Annotated in this window: 28 protein-coding genes; 2 read left to right on the top strand and 26 right to left on the bottom strand. The window is 36.9% G+C overall.

What is annotated here, in order from left to right:
* Positions 1-6: 6 nt before the first annotated feature.
* The 8 genes from A33I_RS10960 to A33I_RS10995 all read right to left on the bottom strand — a co-directional run bounded on the left by A33I_RS10960 (position 7) and on the right by A33I_RS10995 (position 5,589).
* Complete coding sequence (locus A33I_RS10960) at positions 7-213, bottom strand: hypothetical protein (RefSeq protein ID WP_022628464.1); 207 nt, start codon at positions 211-213, stop codon at positions 7-9.
* Positions 214-381: 168 nt separating this feature from the next.
* Entirely contained in the window at positions 382-2,079 is a 1,698-nt protein-coding gene (locus A33I_RS10965) for a terminase large subunit (RefSeq protein ID WP_022628466.1), read from the bottom strand.
* Positions 2,079-2,603, bottom strand: a complete 525-nt coding sequence (locus tag A33I_RS10970; protein WP_022628467.1) for a phage terminase small subunit P27 family — start codon at positions 2,601-2,603, stop codon at positions 2,079-2,081. The genes A33I_RS10965 and A33I_RS10970 overlap by 1 nt, the downstream gene beginning before the upstream one ends.
* 79 nt (positions 2,604-2,682) lie before the next feature.
* On the bottom strand, positions 2,683-3,117 hold the full coding sequence (locus tag A33I_RS10975; protein ID WP_338012134.1) for an HNH endonuclease: 435 nt from the start codon (positions 3,115-3,117) through the stop codon (positions 2,683-2,685).
* Positions 3,068-3,379 (bottom strand): hypothetical protein, encoded by a 312-nt coding sequence (locus tag A33I_RS10980; RefSeq protein ID WP_022628469.1) that lies wholly within the window; start codon positions 3,377-3,379, stop codon positions 3,068-3,070. The genes A33I_RS10975 and A33I_RS10980 overlap by 50 nt, the downstream gene beginning before the upstream one ends.
* A gap of 79 nt (positions 3,380-3,458) precedes the next feature.
* Positions 3,459-3,884, bottom strand: a complete 426-nt coding sequence (locus A33I_RS10985) for a hypothetical protein (RefSeq protein ID WP_022628470.1) — start codon at positions 3,882-3,884, stop codon at positions 3,459-3,461.
* Between the two features lie 20 nt (positions 3,885-3,904).
* A complete protein-coding gene (locus A33I_RS10990; RefSeq protein ID WP_022628471.1) occupies positions 3,905-4,819 on the bottom strand; it encodes a hypothetical protein in 915 nt (304 codons plus the stop codon).
* 227 nt (positions 4,820-5,046) lie between these two features.
* On the bottom strand, positions 5,047-5,589 hold the full coding sequence (locus A33I_RS10995; protein ID WP_022628472.1) for a hypothetical protein: 543 nt from the start codon (positions 5,587-5,589) through the stop codon (positions 5,047-5,049).
* Positions 5,590-5,676: 87 nt separating this feature from the next.
* Between A33I_RS10995 and A33I_RS20865 the strand changes: the two genes are divergently transcribed.
* On the top strand, positions 5,677-5,823 hold the full coding sequence (locus A33I_RS20865; protein ID WP_161808682.1) for a hypothetical protein: 147 nt from the start codon (positions 5,677-5,679) through the stop codon (positions 5,821-5,823).
* On the opposite strand, the gene A33I_RS11000 is transcribed toward A33I_RS20865, so the two are convergent.
* The 18 genes from A33I_RS11000 to A33I_RS11075 form a co-directional block, all read right to left on the bottom strand.
* Entirely contained in the window at positions 5,801-6,001 is a 201-nt protein-coding gene (locus tag A33I_RS11000) for a hypothetical protein (RefSeq protein WP_022628473.1), read from the bottom strand. The two genes, A33I_RS20865 and A33I_RS11000, sit on opposite strands and share 23 nt — an antisense overlap.
* 45 nt (positions 6,002-6,046) lie before the next feature.
* Positions 6,047-6,208 (bottom strand): hypothetical protein, encoded by a 162-nt coding sequence (locus A33I_RS20870; RefSeq protein WP_022628474.1) that lies wholly within the window; start codon positions 6,206-6,208, stop codon positions 6,047-6,049.
* A 202-nt stretch (positions 6,209-6,410) separates the two neighbouring features.
* Positions 6,411-6,632: a hypothetical protein gene (locus tag A33I_RS11005; protein ID WP_152976466.1), complete on the bottom strand. Its 222-nt coding sequence runs from the start codon at positions 6,630-6,632 to the stop codon at positions 6,411-6,413.
* A gap of 142 nt (positions 6,633-6,774) precedes the next feature.
* A complete protein-coding gene (locus tag A33I_RS11010; protein ID WP_022628477.1) occupies positions 6,775-7,104 on the bottom strand; it encodes a hypothetical protein in 330 nt (109 codons plus the stop codon).
* A 19-nt stretch (positions 7,105-7,123) separates the two neighbouring features.
* A complete protein-coding gene (locus tag A33I_RS11015) occupies positions 7,124-7,693 on the bottom strand; it encodes an HNH endonuclease signature motif containing protein (protein WP_022628478.1) in 570 nt (189 codons plus the stop codon).
* Between the two features lie 11 nt (positions 7,694-7,704).
* On the bottom strand, positions 7,705-8,307 hold the full coding sequence (locus A33I_RS11020; RefSeq protein ID WP_022628479.1) for a dUTP diphosphatase: 603 nt from the start codon (positions 8,305-8,307) through the stop codon (positions 7,705-7,707).
* The gene (locus A33I_RS11025; protein WP_022628480.1) at positions 8,304-8,498 is read right to left on the bottom strand and encodes a hypothetical protein; all 195 of its coding nucleotides are present in this window, start codon (positions 8,496-8,498) and stop codon (positions 8,304-8,306) included. The genes A33I_RS11020 and A33I_RS11025 overlap by 4 nt, the downstream gene beginning before the upstream one ends.
* Complete coding sequence (locus A33I_RS11030; RefSeq protein WP_022628481.1) at positions 8,495-9,025, bottom strand: ERCC4 domain-containing protein; 531 nt, start codon at positions 9,023-9,025, stop codon at positions 8,495-8,497. Before A33I_RS11030 ends, A33I_RS11025 begins: the two co-directional genes overlap by 4 nt.
* Positions 9,022-9,423, bottom strand: a complete 402-nt coding sequence (locus A33I_RS11035; RefSeq protein WP_152976467.1) for a hypothetical protein — start codon at positions 9,421-9,423, stop codon at positions 9,022-9,024. The genes A33I_RS11030 and A33I_RS11035 overlap by 4 nt, the downstream gene beginning before the upstream one ends.
* Before the next feature lie 274 nt (positions 9,424-9,697).
* Positions 9,698-12,088 (bottom strand): phage/plasmid primase, P4 family, encoded by a 2,391-nt coding sequence (locus A33I_RS11040; protein WP_022628483.1) that lies wholly within the window; start codon positions 12,086-12,088, stop codon positions 9,698-9,700.
* A 58-nt stretch (positions 12,089-12,146) separates the two neighbouring features.
* Positions 12,147-12,578: a DUF669 domain-containing protein gene (locus A33I_RS11045; RefSeq protein ID WP_022628484.1), complete on the bottom strand. Its 432-nt coding sequence runs from the start codon at positions 12,576-12,578 to the stop codon at positions 12,147-12,149.
* A 12-nt stretch (positions 12,579-12,590) separates the two neighbouring features.
* Positions 12,591-13,259 carry an AAA family ATPase gene (locus tag A33I_RS11050; protein ID WP_022628485.1) on the bottom strand — a complete coding sequence of 223 codons (669 nt, stop codon included), beginning with the start codon at positions 13,257-13,259 and terminating at the stop codon, positions 12,591-12,593.
* A 2-nt stretch (positions 13,260-13,261) separates the two neighbouring features.
* Entirely contained in the window at positions 13,262-13,819 is a 558-nt protein-coding gene (locus tag A33I_RS11055) for a host-nuclease inhibitor Gam family protein (RefSeq protein WP_022628486.1), read from the bottom strand.
* A 76-nt stretch (positions 13,820-13,895) separates the two neighbouring features.
* Positions 13,896-14,213, bottom strand: a complete 318-nt coding sequence (locus tag A33I_RS11060) for a zinc-finger domain-containing protein (RefSeq protein WP_022628487.1) — start codon at positions 14,211-14,213, stop codon at positions 13,896-13,898.
* Positions 14,197-14,502, bottom strand: coding sequence for a hypothetical protein (locus A33I_RS11065; protein WP_152976468.1), 306 nt, complete (start codon positions 14,500-14,502; stop codon positions 14,197-14,199). Before A33I_RS11065 ends, A33I_RS11060 begins: the two co-directional genes overlap by 17 nt.
* A 211-nt stretch (positions 14,503-14,713) precedes the next feature.
* Positions 14,714-14,956, bottom strand: coding sequence for a hypothetical protein (locus A33I_RS11070; RefSeq protein WP_022628489.1), 243 nt, complete (start codon positions 14,954-14,956; stop codon positions 14,714-14,716).
* A gap of 155 nt (positions 14,957-15,111) precedes the next feature.
* Entirely contained in the window at positions 15,112-15,240 is a 129-nt protein-coding gene (locus A33I_RS21415) for a hypothetical protein (protein WP_022628490.1), read from the bottom strand.
* A gap of 15 nt (positions 15,241-15,255) precedes the next feature.
* Complete coding sequence (locus A33I_RS11075) at positions 15,256-15,471, bottom strand: helix-turn-helix transcriptional regulator (protein WP_022628491.1); 216 nt, start codon at positions 15,469-15,471, stop codon at positions 15,256-15,258.
* Positions 15,472-15,636: 165 nt separating this feature from the next.
* Between A33I_RS11075 and A33I_RS11080 the strand changes: the two genes are divergently transcribed.
* Positions 15,637-16,314: a LexA family protein gene (locus A33I_RS11080; RefSeq protein WP_031311572.1), complete on the top strand. Its 678-nt coding sequence runs from the start codon at positions 15,637-15,639 to the stop codon at positions 16,312-16,314.
* The last annotated feature ends 7 nt before the right edge of the window (positions 16,315-16,321 follow it).

Genomic DNA, 16,321 nt, shown 5'->3' on the forward strand with positions numbered 1-16,321 from the left:
CCCTTTCTATCTTTTAGCAAGAACGAACCCGAGGATGATTAACACCATTCCTAACAGGTAGTTACCAGCAAGGATATTCCACTCCACAATTGAAATGAGGTAGGTGTTAACAACAACTAATACAAGACCAGATAAAATAAAAACATCCTCCAACCATTTGGTGAAGAATGCCGTTAGAAATGCTATGATAAAACCTTTTAGGACCTTAGCCAAATTCACTTACCTCCTATCGTAATTACAGAACCTCTTTGGAAGAAAGTATGAAATGTCCAGCTATACATACGATGGTTCCCAGTCCAAGATGATGCCTTAAGTAGAAAGATAAACCATCGCTTCAGTTTAATATTTACTTTAATTGACAACACGTTTGATCATCTCCTTTTACATCCTCCAATTATTTAAAAAGTGGCTGCTTAAATCCTCACTGTGACCGCTCATCGCTCTAGAGAAAGCATTAATAATGGCTGCTATTGGATCAATTCTATCTTTTGATTTCGCCTTGTCTAACATTATATTTTCTTGAGCATCCATTTTAGTTATTGCATTTCCGATCGCCCACGTTAAAAGAGGATCATCAAAATGAATAATATTATTTGCATACACAAACTTTCTAAAGTCTTTTGTGGGTAAGGATAAATGCCTTAACATTTGTGGGATTTCAATGGTAGTAAAACCTAATGACTCAAGGTTTTGAGCAAAATGAGAAGCATTCCACTTATCATAATCTACCTCTTGAATCTGATAACCATATTCTCTCCATTCTACTGCCTTCTGCTCGACGAATGAATAATCAACGATACTACCAGGTGTTGTAGTGAGGTGTCCTTGTTGCTCCCATAAATCAAAAGGAACCCGATCAGAATTAATTCGTTCTTGCAACTTATCTTCAGGCATAAAAGAATGTTGTTTTACGACAAATTTATTATCTGGCAAGGAAAACACAAGACCAAGGCTTGTTAAATCTGTAGTGGCTGACAAATCACTTCCCAGCCAAGCCGGAAATTGACGGAGATCCATCTTCACTTCCTCAACTTTCGATTTACACTTTTTCCATTTAGCCATATCCATATATCCGTTCTCTTTAGCATCTACCCAAATATTCATATTCTTGGTTAAGAACTTTGTCATCTTTTCTGGAACATCAAGTGCTGCTTTAAGGCGCTTTCTTAAATATTCACGGCCATTTTCATAGGAGCATATAATTGGATTTGCTTTTTCCCAAACCATTTCATCCTTTATGTCATCACCTTTATCCAATTCATTAATCATAACAAAGTAGTTTTCATTCTCTATTGGGCTATTCGGATCAAGAATTTGAGACACATATTGATATTCTACTCTGTAACAAGGATTGTTTAGATTAAACCCGGCTGTCGTAATAATCATCATTAGCGGCTCCGGTCTTGCACCCATTCCTGATTCAATTATCTCGTACATTTCATCTGTTTCATGAGCGTGATATTCATCAATAATTCCACATTGAGGGTTGTAACCGTCCCCTGTTTTTCGGTCCTCTTTACTCAACGGCTTAATAAAGGAGTCGCTTTTTATGTGAGTGATGGTTCCATAAGCAACTTTGAATTTATCCCTCAGAAACTCATTAGCCTTGATCATTCCCTCAATTTCATCCCATACAATCTTTGCTTGCTCTTTTTTTGTAGCTGCACAATATACCTCAGCTGAAGCCTCTCCAAAAGCTGATCCCTCATAACTTCCCACAGCGCCCAGCGATTGAGATTTTGCATTTTTACGTGCCACTTCCCAAAAGCCTTTTGTGAATCGTCTATATTCTGATTCTCTGTGAACCCACCCATAAATATTGCCGAAGTTAAATTCTTGGATGATATGAGGCTCAATATATTTACCAGCCAAGATTCCTTTTCTATGCTTAAAGGATCTCATCCAGTCTAAGAATCTTTCTCCGCGTTCTTCATCAAAGATATAAGGAAATTCATCCGATCCTTCTCTTTCAAGATCCAATAAAAAGCGCTGACACGCCCATTTATGCTTTTGACAGGCTACGATGTCACCGCTAATAACTTGTTTACTGTATTCAATTAGCCTTTCCCTTAGCGACATTACACATCACCGAATTTCTTTTCGAATTCTGACTTTGGTTTCTCCTCATCCACTTTCGGGATCACCAATTTTAAGCGAGATGTAATAGACAGCCCTAACTCACTGGCAGCTGCTTTACATTCGTTGAAGAGTAAGTTCTTAGCGCGCTGAAGCTTCGTATAATTTTCATTTAGAAATTTCTCTTTCGTCAGCTTACCGAGAATCTCAACTTCCATTATCCTAGTTGGTTTCATCGAACGTAATTCTTTTTGAACTCGAATATATTGATCTCTTGAGTCAATGTATCGTGCCAGACCGTCCACATCTAGGTTGCTGAAGATGTTGAGTCGCATCAATTCAGCTGCAATCTTCTCGAATTCTTTTTTCTGTTCTTTAGTCAAGTAGCTTGGTGGTTCAATGTTATCTGTATAACCGCGAATAGCTTGTTCCTGACTTTCACGTTCCTTTATGGCTTTCTTGGTTAAATGATTGGAACGTCCTTTTCCTTTAATCACCTCTAAAGGCTGTCTTGGTCTTCCTGCCATCCATTACACCTCCTTATAAAAATTGAATAAACGGATTTTTGTGTGCGTTTGAGGGCGAGTCGCTCAGGGGCAAATTTTTTTAAAAATTTTTGACCCCGGGGGGACCACTTTTATGCTCTCGATTGTGACATCCATGACATAATGACTCAAGATTGTCGATTGATAGCCTTAAATTCCAGTCTTCTTTAACCTCCACAAGGTGATGGACCACGTTCGCAGGCTTCAACACCCCGCGCTTCAAACAGCGTTGACACAGCCCGTTATCACGTTCATATGCTAGGTCTCTTACCTGCTTCCATTCTTTCGACTTGTAAAAGGCATTGACCACCGGATCACGTCCGTACTTGTTATAATACTTGGCTGATTCTCTGTGATTTTTCTCAGCAATTTTCTGGTGAATTTTGCAGAAGGTTTTCTCTGTAAGATTTCCACAGGATATCTCTGCACAAGGACGCTTAGGTTTTCTAGCCATAATTCTGCTGCAGCTTTCTGTACGTATGCTTGTGTGCTTCATTCATAGCACTGACCTTACGTGTTAGCTTTAATAGTTTGTTCTTTTGTTTTACTTTAAGATCACCTTTGGATCTTAGGTCTTTAATTTCTTGTTGGATCTCTTTCATCGAATCATCTAAGAAATAGCTGGTATATTCTTGGTTACAATTTGGACAGGTGAAATAATAACGCTCTACATTCCCCGGCATTTTTTCTACATGATCTGTTTTTAAGGCAGTTATCTTAAATTCCTGTTGGCAGCCTTCGTTACAGGTGACATTCATTAGGCAGCTCTCCTTTCTTAAAATAAAAAGCACCTTACCGATAAATAGGTAGGCGCTTGTTTAGTATCTTTATAAAAAATTAATAGAACAGAAATACAAAACTAAAATATAGAATAACTAAAAAAGTTGATAATATTGAGGCTACCAGAGAAGCTAACCAGATATGCAAGAGTAAAGTTACCCACCCAAGGCCACTCCCTAAAAAGAATAAGACAACAAGACTCATCACTGACAATAAGAACATATAGATAATAGCTGTCATGAGCCACGCAATTATTTTCTTATTTGTCTGCAACTCCACCAGATGACTATAAAAGCGACTTACATTAGAAGTTTGTAATATAGATATACCCGCAATGAAAAAGCCAACTGATGCAGAACCTAACGCTATGGACCCTAAGAGAACGTCATTTAAGTTTTGTATTTTCTGATAATCAGGGACCACATAAAAGAAAATTAAAAAAGGAAATATGAAAAGACTAAACTTAAAAATAAACCCAACCATTTCATAATCCCCCTTCAAAGTTAATCTTTATTAATATACATTGTTTCTAAAAGCCTTCTTTGTTTTTTGAATATATTATTAATAGTTTCCATTACTAAAGTAGGTGTCTCTTTTTTATTCTTTGCCAATTCTACATCTAAATAATCGGTTAACTTTTCATTAATCAAGTCTAAAGGTTCCTCTATTCCGTTGTGTTCGGAAATAGCTTTCAAAGTCGAAATGTCATCCTTTTTACTTATTTGAATAATATTTTTTGCTTTGGCAATAGTATCAAGAACTTCAAGACCATCTTTTGCACTGAGACGTACTGTAATCTTATCCGCCTTTAATTTCCTTGCCAGATAAATATCACCTAAAATCGGTCGTTGTTCTTTTTGAACTCCAGCTGCATTTTCTGGCATTTTGTAAGTATACTCAAAGAACTTAATATTATGTGCATTTTCTAACCTAAATAATTTTTTGAGGTCGGGTATTAACTCTATTATAAATTTACTACTTTTTTCAGGGATTATTCCAGTTTGTCGAATTAATTTTCTAAGGTATACACCAAAAACTTTATCATTAACTCCTCCTGTTTTTTTATGCAAAACAAGAGTTTGAGTAAATGGATAATATGCAAATCCTGTATTAACTATAGTGCCTTCATCCGGCTTAGTAGCATATGCTGTCCTTTTGCCATCTAAATTAGCTATCTCTCCTTCAGAAGATGTATCAAGTTTTTCAAGTATCCCTACCCACCAATGTCTGTCAGTATGGTCATCACGTTGCATCTTTTCAATATAAGTTATTCTTAATACATGACCGCCCGCTTCAACATTATCTACTTTTCCAGAATCAATAACCCCTTTTTGTAAGTTTAACAGATCATCGATTGTCCTGGGGTATTCTTCAGCTTCGCTCACATAGAAAAAGTTAGCAGTTATTCTTCTTTTCAAGTAAAAATCCCCCTATTTATGTCAAATTAGTAAGTACGTTGTCTATTTTACTACTAAAATAGGTACATATAAAGGGAACTTATGTTCTCATTGTACTGTTGTAAAGTGAAAAAAGCAACAGATTTCACTCTAATGGGGTTAGAGGATTCTGTTGCTCACACTAATTTGACACTATCATTGTATCACTTTACTTATGAATAAAAAATGACCACTTTGTGCCCTGACGCTTACCTATTCATAGTGATACTATCTATCCCGAATACCAATGAGGACAAGACTTCTACCGCTTTATTAACATCTTTATAAACTGTTCTTTTGTCTATATTGTGCCTTTCAGAAACTTCTTCAGCTGATAACCTTTCTTGAGAAATATATAGATGGTAGATTGTTTTGTACTTTCTCACCTCTTCATCCCTTCCAGATTCCTCACACAGGACCCTGTAAACTCGTAACATTTGATCAATAAACTTTACCATAGCAAGCGTTCGTTTCTTGCTGCGTTTAATCGATTCAACAACCAATTCATTTGAGTGCATTTCTTCAAATACATCATCTGGAACCTCAAGTTCATCGAGCTCGATCTGCAAGTCTTTACTATGTAAGACAAACGATCGATAGTGTTTTAATAACAGCTTAGTGTTTCTTAATCTCATGTCACGTCTGTTCTTTTGCGCCTTTAATTGTTTCTGCTCCATATATTCAAGAGCAGTTTTTACAGCTGTCTCAGCTGATACTTTTGCCACCTGTTCAAGCAATTTCTCATTGGACATGACATCTCCTCCTTACAATACTTATTTCCTTAGAGATATATAGAATATTAATTACCGATATCGAGAATACTGTTAAAGGTGATTATAATGAAAATACATTATGGTTGGTGGATATTGATTGGTTATATTTTAATGCTCATTGCTACGATTCTTGTTTCTCACCTTGATACCATCGTTATTCTTAAACGGCATTTAATGGTCGTAATGTTCATTAAGCTCTTCGCATTTCTTTAACCAACTTTTGCATTTCAATTGCTATAGCTTCAATCTCTTTAGCATTTTTTTCCACATTATCTAAACGGTTAGAACGAGACTTAATAACATGGTATTCCATATCTTCCTTGTATATATGAAGGTTATCCATTAACTCAAAAAGTCGCTTGCTTTTTGAAGTAACTCTTTTTCTACCCATAGAAAACTCCTTTCTTCTTAATGGACAATATCATCGGACTGCGAATCAGTCACTCGTAATAAGAAACTCTCCATCTTCGTCATCTAATCTAATTTCAATTTCTTTTACAGCGTTGTAACAATCGCTAAATTCAAGCATTTCTTTTGCTAATGGTCTAATTTTCTCTAACAATTCATCTACCGTTTTTGCTCCTTGTTGCATACTCATTAACCACTCCTTCTAATTCACAATCTCAATTATTATTATTAAAGCATTCTTGACATTGGCTAAACTCATAAGGCTCATTATTACCATAACACGCCTCATATTGTTCGATTTCAACCGTCTTTTCACAGTCCTCGCATTGATAAGTATGCAATATTCCCACCTCTTTCTTATTTCGTAGTATCCCTCTGATCTTCATCAACATTTACTCAGCTGCTGCTTTTATTTTTTCGTCCAAGGAATCAATATATCTGTTCATCTCCACATAACGCATGCGGTCTAGCCTCTTTGGTTTGAGACCCAATATTCTTTCGGCCGTAGTTACATAATGTCTAACCGTTCCAGTAGTTCTTACGTCTTCAAAAATCTCACACAATGGCGTATCTAACTGGTCCTTTTTAACCCAATTACTACGATTCTCTTTCATCCCTACCACCTCATCTCTCTTTAGCGCCTCGAATAATTTCCAACTAATTAGAAATAATAATCTCAAGCTAGAACGTTGGACCTCCATGATTAATACAAACTACAGAAAGCCAACGTTCCAAGCTTGCTAATGTAATTACTTCCTATGCCTTCCTACGTTTACCCCGTACCTTCTTTTTACGTCTATTCGACTTTTTATGAATCAACTTTTGATACGCCATATCCTTCTGCTCTAATTGCTTCCGGTATTCAGAAATTTGGACTACATTATCCCAAGCAACGTCAATCACATGATCGTGCTCATCTTTGAACGTTTTCATTTGATCTTGCTTTATTTGATGTAGCTCTTTAATCTTATTAATTGCACTTCTAAGCTCTTTCATTTCTACTACCTTTTCTTTATATTCACGGTACTGAAGAATAACCAATATCAGATACACCACAATTAAACTACCTAACACCCAGCTCCACATTAATAACCACTCTCCTATTCTAATTAACTTCTTTCCATAAACGTTTAGCTGCAATATTTGCAACAGTACATCTCTTAACCAAAAATACTTCCGCTATTTGATTTTTATCGAAATTATTATTTACTAACGTTCTTATCATTTTGACCTTCGTCTCATTCAATTTAGTTGTACCTGGTTTCCCTTTATAACCTCTTCCTTTTTGTATCATGTCATCAATATTGTCTTGATGCGTGCCAAGGAATAAGTGATGGGGATTAACACACTTTCTGTTATCACATTTATGACAAACTAATAATTCTTTAGGAAAGTCTCCGAAATGCAGCGAGTACGAAAATCTATGTGCGTACTCATTCTTACCTTTGTTCTTTAATTGTCCGTACCCATTGGGCATTAAGAAACCTTCCCATTCCCAACATTCTTCCTTGCCTAGTTTGTTAACCCTTTCCCAGAATGCATCTTCTACCTTGTACTCTTCTCTAGCTCTAACTCTATTACTGTGACCCTTTATAAATTTAGGAGGAGATTTTATGTGGTGTTTCTTAAAAGGGATAACTGATTTGCAACCGCATTGACAAATTAACTTATCCATTCTTAATCACCTCAATATCCGTTCTGCTGCCTAATATGATTAATTTCGTTTTTCCTTAAATATTCTTGTTCGATCTGCTCCAATGTAAAACCGAGCATTTGACCTAATCCAAAGAAGTCACCCAATAACGCAAGGTAATGAGCATCAACTAGATCCCCCTCTTCAAAATCATCTTCTAACAAGAGGATATTTTTAATGATCGATTTATATTGCTTGGAGATAGTTAAATGTCGTAATGGCATGACTTGCTCAAACGTAGGTAAGGTATCAAGCTCCCCGCATTCGTAAAGTTCAATACCTTCTTCCAGAACAAAATGTAGACCATCAACGTATTCTTCAAGGATCGGGTTAGTTTTACCGATATACCCCCCGTGACAAGAACCGCAATATCCTGATAAATCTCTTCCAGAACCTCCACAATCCTCACATGCAATTAATACTTCTGTCCTCGGCTCTTGATCCTTGCTCCAATACTTAAACCCACGCCATTCATTTGCACATTCAGCCATTTCAACGATAGCTGCTAGGTTCATCTTGTCGAACTTATCATCTTCCTGGTAACCAATCTTGTCACGCAACATCTTCTGAATCTCAAACAGTTTTGATAGGTTCATTTTCCTGACCTCATTTCGTATTTTCGTAATCTTTCCTTCTGCCTGGTGATCTTCTTGGCTTGCTCTGTATTTATCCGTACTAGCTCATCTACATTTAAAGCAGCCATCAATTTACTAAGCCTTGATGTACTTACCGTTTTTTGTTCGGACAATATTTCTGCTAACTGATTCCGTGCTTCACTTCTATTCATGAACGCAACACTTCACGAGCAAGATAATGAAAATGATGATAAATATAGTTTCCAGTGTAAGCAGGGTTAATAAAAACAGTTGAAAAATCATACCGTGCCTCAAATGTTTTTAAGCTGCCTAACAACGACTGCGGCTTATAAGCACTTCGATATTCACCATTAAGAATTTTCCGGTACCCATCAACATCCTCCACTACTAACACAAATGGATTATCCTTCGCTCTCCATAGCTCATGTTCAAATCTGTTTCGATCCTTAATACTTTGTACCAGCTCGTCCACTCCATTTTTCCGTTCCAAGCAAGCTGATAAGTACATATCACGACTGATACCATACTCTTCATTCTTAGGAATCATGGCCGTGTAATCACCAGTCTTCATTGTTTGAATCTTATAAGTAATGTCATGTCTTCTAAAATAATCACGTACATGTTCATTTACTTGTTCACGTGTATCAACGATGATTACCAAGGTTTTTAATAATTCGGTTAATTCTTTGTCTGTGTATTTAAAGTGAGTCCTACTCATGCTGCCCTCCCTTTAATTTGAGACATGGCTTTGTTGAATAACTGCTCATAAATCCGATCTGTTTCATCATTACAGTAATTTGCCACTGGTTCGTCGTAATTAGTCCAGCCATTGTTATACAGTAGCTGCATTAATTGGATCGTTAAATCTAACGACTCTTGATCAACTTTCAACCAATTATCAATAATTAATTGATTATCCACTGGTTTATTTGTCATATAATCAATTAATTTATCGATAGTTTGATTAATTAAATGCTTTTTGTCCGAATAATCACCTGATAAATAATTAATTAATCGTTTTTTGTAGCATTTAGCGAATTGTTTCATTTCATCAGTAACATTAGTTGGATTGGACAAGAAAAGCTCAGTCCCATCACGGGTTATAGCCGATCCCATTGATGAAAAATCATCTATAATTTGCTTTGGATGCATAGTAATCACCTCATATGGGTTAATAAAGGGTTAATTAATAATTTAGTTTATTAACCCGTTCAAACCATTGATACAGAAGCTTTTTTTAGAAAAGGTTAACGAAGGTTAATGGTTTTTCCTATATAGTTCTATTAATACTTATTAATTATTTAATTAATTGTTTTACATAAGAAAGGAACATAGAAATTAATTAACCCTCGTTAACCCACTAGTTAAAAACATTGATGTACCAAAGGTTTCACAACTTTTCTCTCTCGAAATTAATTAACTTTTCGTTAACCCCTTCATTAACCCTCTCCTGTTTTACTAGGTCTGGATTTTCACGCCTTAATCCAATTCCTTCAAATATCACTCTGTTTTTAGCTCCATTTGTTTTTTTAAAGCCCCTACTTTCTAGTGCCCTGTAAAAAGCTCGGTTCTTTAATTCGATTTCACCATTATCAAAACACCAGTCCTTATATTCTTCATAAAGAGCTTTTGCTTCACATTTTGCCAAAGGGTTAATTAAACACTTTTCCATTAAGAATGGTCCTAATATATCCATATCTTCACGATAACTATCGGTCGCCTTCTTGATCGACTCCGGCTGCTCCAACCCTTCCTTCTGCCACTTCAAGCAACCTTCCACCGCCCAACGGAGAATACCTGGCATTTCGGTTTCTAATTTCTGTGGAAGCTTACGATCAATCTGTTCTTTAGGGATTGTTACTTTAAATGGGACCTGACAAATGCGTCTCCAAATCCCTTCGTCACTACCCTTGATGATCGGTCTGTGGTTTGTGGTGAAGAAGACTTTGAACTCTGGTGTAAATTCGAAAAACTCTTGTCTCATGAATCGGGCCATCATCTTTTCCCCACCAGTAATCTGCTTTACTAATGACTCGGACAATTGCTGCCCTTCCTCACTTTCCACAGCTGAGACGAAACGAGCCTTGTCCAGTCGTGCAATATCGTTGTTTATTCCATTATCATTCTTCTTACGAATGAATGTATCGCTGTTAGTTTGCTTCCCATACGCCCCAAGCAAGGTTTGTACTGTATTAATAAATGTACTCTTACCATTCCGGCCGGTGCCGTATAAGAAGAACATTACTTGCTCTGAAATATCTCCTGTCAATGTGTAACCAATTGCTTTCTGCATGAAGTTAATCACTTCATAATCCGTTTCATCACTATCATTCTTAAAAATGCTTTCTAAGAACTTAATCCAGTTGGGGCAACCAGCTAAAGGATCATATTCTATAGATGAAATCTTAGTGAAGAGGTATTTTCTATCATGTGGGTATAACTCACCTGTCTTCAGATCAATCACACCGTTTTCACAGTTAAATAGATAAGAGTGATTATCCAACTCTTCATTGGTGACTGCGACCATTGGTCTAGCATCAAGAATGCTATTCATGCGGATCCCGCGCCTTTCACACTTCTGGGCCCACTCATATAATGCTTTCTTTCGACCTTTCTCTGCTTCAGCTGATTCTTTATAGAGGGCACGAAATGTTTGTGCAGCTAACTTTTCGATCTTTCGTTTACTATCATCTTCCCAACGCTTGCCATTCCATATAAACCAACCGCGCTCTTCGCAGAATCGAATGTTCTCCCCGTTGTAGTAAACAAGACGTTCTGCATTGCCTAATTCAGTCAGACGAAAGAATGGAGCTTCATCTTTCTTCTTAGCTTCTTTTTCGCTTTGAGGTTCTTCATCTGAAATATATATCTCATATGGTTTTGATACTGGTTGAGAGTAATCGGATATCGTTGTAGGGCAGGAGCGGACTGCTGCATCAATAGTCATTTGCCCATATGTTAATCCATCACCTGAATGAGTTTTATCCCACTTCTCACGATAAAGATTAGACTCACGAAACATATTGTCCATTTTTATAGAGTCTCGGTCAGTCCAGAATGCCAAGTAGTTACATAGAGCCAGGTCAGTTGATGAGTGATCACGGTTTATTAATGCCCCTTCAAATAATGATTTGATGTTGTCACCATTTTTACTGTTGAACATCTTTTCCCATAGCTCACGATTCGTCAGATCACCTATATTAGACGAATTGCGTTTTGGTAAGGATTTGATACTATTATCCTCTTCCGGCTCTATATACCTCGACCAGACTGTTTTTAGAGCGTCCGTTCTTTCCTGAATACCAACATCTCTAACCACACTTCCTGTGAAAGTGAAGTAACGGCCGTGACGGTAGATCTCTAATCCTAACTCTGGATTCTTCTTTCCTGTTCCAGGGCCACGCAAGGGTAATTTACCTTTGATAATAATATGGAGCCCTTCGCCACTAGGCGAAAATTCTGTATAACTGTCCACAATGTCTACAATATCTTTTGCAAGCTCATTATAAGCGCCTTCTTCAATACAATCATCTAGATCAATACCAATAAATTCATCTTCTTTAGAAAACATAAAGCCGATTCCGTCATACCTACCAGTAGCAAAAGCATGCTGCGCTTCATTGAATGTGGACCATGATGAACGATCATTTGATTTCGCAAACTGGCCGTTTGCTTGATAAGGAACCTTTGTTGGCTTATCATTCCTGATCTCCGATTTCCAAACAATCCACTGAGGAGTGTTCTTGAGTTCATCCGGTATTCGATTGAAATCATAATTCATATTGAACTCCCCTTTTGTTGAAAGAAGGGAGCTATGAAGCCCCCTCTATAGATTGTTCTTAAAATGGTACATCTGCATCAGAAATGGTTGGACCTTGGTTAGCTTGTCCTACTTGTGATTCTTTAAAGCCTTTAACTTCTGGATAGGTTTTACCATTGTATTCACGCTCTCCTACAATTAAACGAACTGGCTTATTCAAAAACTCATCTGCCCATTCTTTATAACTGCCATATTGTTTGCCGTTTGGAAGTTTAGCAGCCTTAGAAGCTTGTTGAAATCTCCAAGGGTTATCACTTACTACGAAGTTGTCATATAGTAGCTTTTGACCTTTGGCCGCTTGCTCCACATCACTACGAATCTCATAATCAAAGACAATCATTTGAGTACCATTTGATGATGTTTTTTGCTCATAATTTACAGGTGTAGCCTCATACTCACCTGGTACTACCTTTTCGAAATATTCACCTTTTGAATGATCAATTTTAAACATGTATAATTCCTCCTATTTGTTTATGATTAGTTCACTTTGCTTACAACCTTTTCGGTCATCTAACTGATTTTTTGCATACGTGCTATTTGTAGCAGAAAGAACAAATCCTCGTTCTCCGTCCTCTTTAATCAGGATTCTGCCAACAACATCGCATAAACCAAGTACATTGTTCATAATCTTTTTATTAATTTGTGGGTAACTGCGATTGTATTGATGGCCACTACTATCAGTAAATAGATCATCCGTTTCCCAAGCAGTCCAGATCAAATTCGCGCCAAGGTTCTTTAAGTATCGCAAGCTATTGACTATTCGAAACTGCATATACTGGTAGTCACCTTGTGATGGAACACCTTTATTTTTCCCCTTGCTCCCTAGATCAGAAAGCAAGCATCGTTCTAACTCGCTAATGTTGTCCACAACAATATTGTTGTATTTGCCTCTATATTTTTCTTCAAGCTCCATAATGATTTTCTGCCATTCATCCCAGGTATCAGTATTACTGACATAAACAATATCAATGTTTTCTTCCCCTTTAAGCACCTTAGTTGTCCTATCCACATCAAGAACTAATGTCTTACCGGGAAAAGATTTGATTGATGATGTCTTGCCCATACCAGGAGGGCCATAAATCAGATACGTTGCTTGATTATGAGACAATTCCTTTGCGCTTACTATTTGCATAATTACACCTCAACTTTAAAAGATGTATTAGCTTCAGTTACTTCAACACCTGGCACTACTTGTCCATCTTCGTTAAGGACAATCTTTTTACCGCGAACATCTGCAATCTTCAACGTCTTTTTCAGGTCAGCCCACTTAACTTCTTCCTTAATGAAATCTGTTAGATTGTTAGATTTAACATAATCTAGAACAAAGTCTTTATTCACTTGCTTTGGAGCTTCTTTGACAGCTCTACTTTTCGATTTACCGTATGGAGTGCTAATCGTCTTTGCTTTAGGATCAGCTACAAGTTGTTCTTGGTGATACTCTTTAATTAGAAATTCGAAGAACTGAAGTGAGTCTTCAATCGGCTTTTTCTCTTCATTTATCCACATTGTAATCCGCTCAATTTCAGCAGCTGCTAGTTGCTCTTTCTTCTTTTTTTCTTCCAACAGTGCATTGTACTTACGGAAAGCCCAGTTTAGCTGATCAAGATCATTTATCTTAAATCGATCCTTTGTTTCCTCAGTTAACTCAACACCTTCTAGCTCTTCCATTTCGAATTTTTGTAAAGCGTTCATCTTATCCCTCCATTTGTGGTAAACTAAATTTGACTAAATCTTTTAAAGGCCTTCTACCTCTGCCAAGGTATGAGGTCTAAGTTATGCTTTTGAGTTTCCACTTCACCGATTCTTCAGTGTGATCTAACCGTACTGCTAACTGCTTAATCGTGTAACGTTTGCGATGATGTTTTAAGTAGAAAACCTCGTCTTTGCTCCATTCTCTTGCAATTGTTACATTACTTCCTTCGAGCTCATTTCCAATTTCTCTTAGCTCTTTATAAACTTCACAATTAGAAAGGCAAAAGCGATTACGGTCGTCACCTCTCCTCAAATCTTTAATTAATTCACAACCCTTGCAGTGCTTATCAAGAAGCTTTCCAGCCTGAATTATTAATTTACTCTTTGCTTTCATTTGAAAGCCCCCAAGATATATAGAGTGATTCTATTCGACCTTCACTACTTAATGTGATTTTGATTTCAAAACCGAGATCTTCAAAGTGAGATTGAATAAGATCCACACGGTCTTTAGGCATACGATTCAGTAAGTAACCATAATTGTGGAAAGGAGTGTTCATGATATAGATCATGGTGTCTCCTAATCTCGCATGCTCCCACATCACTTCTTCTAAACCTTTGATGGTTTTGTCAACCTGAGCTTCATACCCTTCTGCAGCTAAATCACGTAATTCTTGTACATTCATTTCATATACTCTCCCTTCATCTTTCAGGTTCATTGGCTCCCTGTTGAGCGCTTAAATGATCAACGTGGTTTTTCATTGGCTGCTCCACTACAGCGCATCAATTAACATAGCCTATCTCATCAGCTGTGGCTGGCTATTCCCACTAGACTAGGGAAAACCCTAGTTTCGAATTTGAAAGTATGATAGTATTACGTTGTCATGGGATTTATCCTTATGCCGATTGCGTTGCTGCGCTTTCGGCTTTTTCTTTTGCCTCTTTCAGCTGCAGTGCTGCCTTTGTACAAATTCGCAAGATACGTGTTTTCTTTTTCGCTTCAAGCACCTCAATCAGATCTTCCTTATATCCTTTTTCTTTATAGTGCTCAGCTGTCTGTACCAAGATCGATTCGATATTTAATAACATGAAGTAATGCTTTTCTGTTGGATTTGATAGAACAATAGATTTTAATGACATGGTTTGTTCCCACTTTCTTTTATTAGATTTGGTTCGACTTCATATGCAGTCAAATTTCGCAACTAGGGTAAAAAGATAACTCTCTTCTGCGAGAGTTCATATGGTTGCTCTTGTATTTTACCAACCTATATTGAACACACTTTATACGTCGGCACTCATTCTTTCTCACATGGAACAGTTGATTTTTCTTCATCTTCAGTCATTGCATATTCACAGGTGAGAAGAAATCTAATCGCCCTCATTTGTGCTTCATCGGAAGGCTGCGTTCTTTTTTCTTTTTCCATAGCAACCCTTCCCTTCTAACTACAGATTTTCTGTACTTGACCTTCAAAAAAAATTATCTCATCAAAAGCAACCGATGTTTCCTGAACAAAGGTAAAGGCGTGATCCATCCTCAATACCTTACGGTATTTTTCATACTGAATGTAAGTTTTCTCAGACATGCCCAATTTGTTAGCCATTTCTACCTGATTCAAGCCACCTAAAATTCGGGCTTGTTTAAGAGTGTACTTCAAGTTGATCACCTCCGTTGAATAGAACTTTACTACAGTTTTTCTGTAGTTACAAGCGATTAATACAGAAAAACTGTAAAAATGTCACAAATAGATACTTTTTTCACAGAAAATCTGTACTTTTCTACAGTTTTAATGTATTATTAAATTAACCGAGGAGGGTTTAATATGACCGTAGGAAAACTAATTAAATCAATAAGAACTTCAAATAAATTAACTCAAAGTGAATTCGCTAAAATACTAGGTGTTGCCCCTACAGCTGTTTCCGCATGGGAAAGAGATTCAAATAGACCTCTAATGGACAAGATCGTTATGATCTCTAAAAGATTCAATGTAGAAATTAATGAATTCTTTGAAGACTATACAGAAAATAAAGCTCTGGACCAGGTAGCAGAACCTATTAATCACTACAATATTCAACACGTTGAGCTTCCTTTATACGGCAGTGTAGCAGCAGGAGCACTTGCCACAATAGAAGGAATTACAGAAGAAAACCTTAAACACATCAAAGTACCTGTGGAAATGCTAGGCAAATATAGTCATTCAAAAGATTTATTTACCATGAGAGTTAATGGAGATAGCATGAATCGAATTATCCCAGATGGCTCATTAGTTATATGTAAGCCGATTGAATTTACAGCAATCCAAGATAACGACATTTTAATTTTCAGTCACGACGGAGAATATAGCATGAAACGTTTTTGGAAAGATCCAGAAGACGGATCTCTTATCTTTAGCCCTGAATCAACTAACAGACGTTTTAGAGAGCTCGCTATCGACTCTACTACTTGTAGAGATTTACAAATATATGCAAAGGTCATTGGTTACTCTGTAGTTTTAGATTAGATGAGGT

The sequence above is a fragment of the Alkalihalophilus marmarensis DSM 21297 genome (assembly GCF_000474275.2).
GTDB lineage: Bacteria > Bacillota > Bacilli > Bacillales > Bacillaceae_D > Alkalihalophilus > Alkalihalophilus marmarensis.

Bases quoted from the DNA above. Each gene is read 5' to 3' on its own strand.
- A33I_RS11055 (WP_022628486.1), bottom strand. From the start codon at position 13,819: ATGAACGCTTTACAAAAATTCGAAATGGAAGAGCTAGAAGGTGTTGAG.
- A33I_RS11010 (WP_022628477.1), bottom strand. From the start codon at position 7,104: ATGTGGAGCTGGGTGTTAGGTAGTTTAATTGTGGTGTATCTGATATTG.
- A33I_RS11005 (WP_152976466.1), bottom strand. From the start codon at position 6,632: ATGAAAGAGAATCGTAGTAATTGGGTTAAAAAGGACCAGTTAGATACG.
- A33I_RS20865 (WP_161808682.1), top strand. From the start codon at position 5,677: ATGAAAATACATTATGGTTGGTGGATATTGATTGGTTATATTTTAATG.
- A33I_RS10985 (WP_022628470.1), bottom strand. From the start codon at position 3,884: ATGGTTGGGTTTATTTTTAAGTTTAGTCTTTTCATATTTCCTTTTTTA.
- A33I_RS11035 (WP_152976467.1), bottom strand. From the start codon at position 9,423: ATGGGATCGGCTATAACCCGTGATGGGACTGAGCTTTTCTTGTCCAAT.
- A33I_RS11070 (WP_022628489.1), bottom strand. From the start codon at position 14,956: ATGTCATTAAAATCTATTGTTCTATCAAATCCAACAGAAAAGCATTAC.
- A33I_RS10980 (WP_022628469.1), bottom strand. From the start codon at position 3,379: ATGAATGTCACCTGTAACGAAGGCTGCCAACAGGAATTTAAGATAACT.
- A33I_RS11080 (WP_031311572.1), top strand. From the start codon at position 15,637: ATGACCGTAGGAAAACTAATTAAATCAATAAGAACTTCAAATAAATTA.
- A33I_RS11015 (WP_022628478.1), bottom strand. From the start codon at position 7,693: ATGGATAAGTTAATTTGTCAATGCGGTTGCAAATCAGTTATCCCTTTT.
- A33I_RS10975 (WP_338012134.1), bottom strand. From the start codon at position 3,117: ATGAAGCACACAAGCATACGTACAGAAAGCTGCAGCAGAATTATGGCT.
- A33I_RS10970 (WP_022628467.1), bottom strand. From the start codon at position 2,603: ATGGCAGGAAGACCAAGACAGCCTTTAGAGGTGATTAAAGGAAAAGGA.
- A33I_RS10995 (WP_022628472.1), bottom strand. From the start codon at position 5,589: ATGTCCAATGAGAAATTGCTTGAACAGGTGGCAAAAGTATCAGCTGAG.
- A33I_RS11065 (WP_152976468.1), bottom strand. From the start codon at position 14,502: ATGAATGTACAAGAATTACGTGATTTAGCTGCAGAAGGGTATGAAGCT.
- A33I_RS21415 (WP_022628490.1), bottom strand. From the start codon at position 15,240: ATGGAAAAAGAAAAAAGAACGCAGCCTTCCGATGAAGCACAAATGAGG.
- A33I_RS10965 (WP_022628466.1), bottom strand. From the start codon at position 2,079: ATGTCGCTAAGGGAAAGGCTAATTGAATACAGTAAACAAGTTATTAGC.
- A33I_RS11030 (WP_022628481.1), bottom strand. From the start codon at position 9,025: ATGAGTAGGACTCACTTTAAATACACAGACAAAGAATTAACCGAATTA.
- A33I_RS11000 (WP_022628473.1), bottom strand. From the start codon at position 6,001: ATGGGTAGAAAAAGAGTTACTTCAAAAAGCAAGCGACTTTTTGAGTTA.
- A33I_RS11040 (WP_022628483.1), bottom strand. From the start codon at position 12,088: ATGAATTATGATTTCAATCGAATACCGGATGAACTCAAGAACACTCCT.
- A33I_RS11060 (WP_022628487.1), bottom strand. From the start codon at position 14,213: ATGAAAGCAAAGAGTAAATTAATAATTCAGGCTGGAAAGCTTCTTGAT.
- A33I_RS11045 (WP_022628484.1), bottom strand. From the start codon at position 12,578: ATGTTTAAAATTGATCATTCAAAAGGTGAATATTTCGAAAAGGTAGTA.
- A33I_RS11025 (WP_022628480.1), bottom strand. From the start codon at position 8,498: ATGAATAGAAGTGAAGCACGGAATCAGTTAGCAGAAATATTGTCCGAA.
- A33I_RS11020 (WP_022628479.1), bottom strand. From the start codon at position 8,307: ATGAACCTATCAAAACTGTTTGAGATTCAGAAGATGTTGCGTGACAAG.
- A33I_RS11050 (WP_022628485.1), bottom strand. From the start codon at position 13,259: ATGCAAATAGTAAGCGCAAAGGAATTGTCTCATAATCAAGCAACGTAT.
- A33I_RS20870 (WP_022628474.1), bottom strand. From the start codon at position 6,208: ATGAGTATGCAACAAGGAGCAAAAACGGTAGATGAATTGTTAGAGAAA.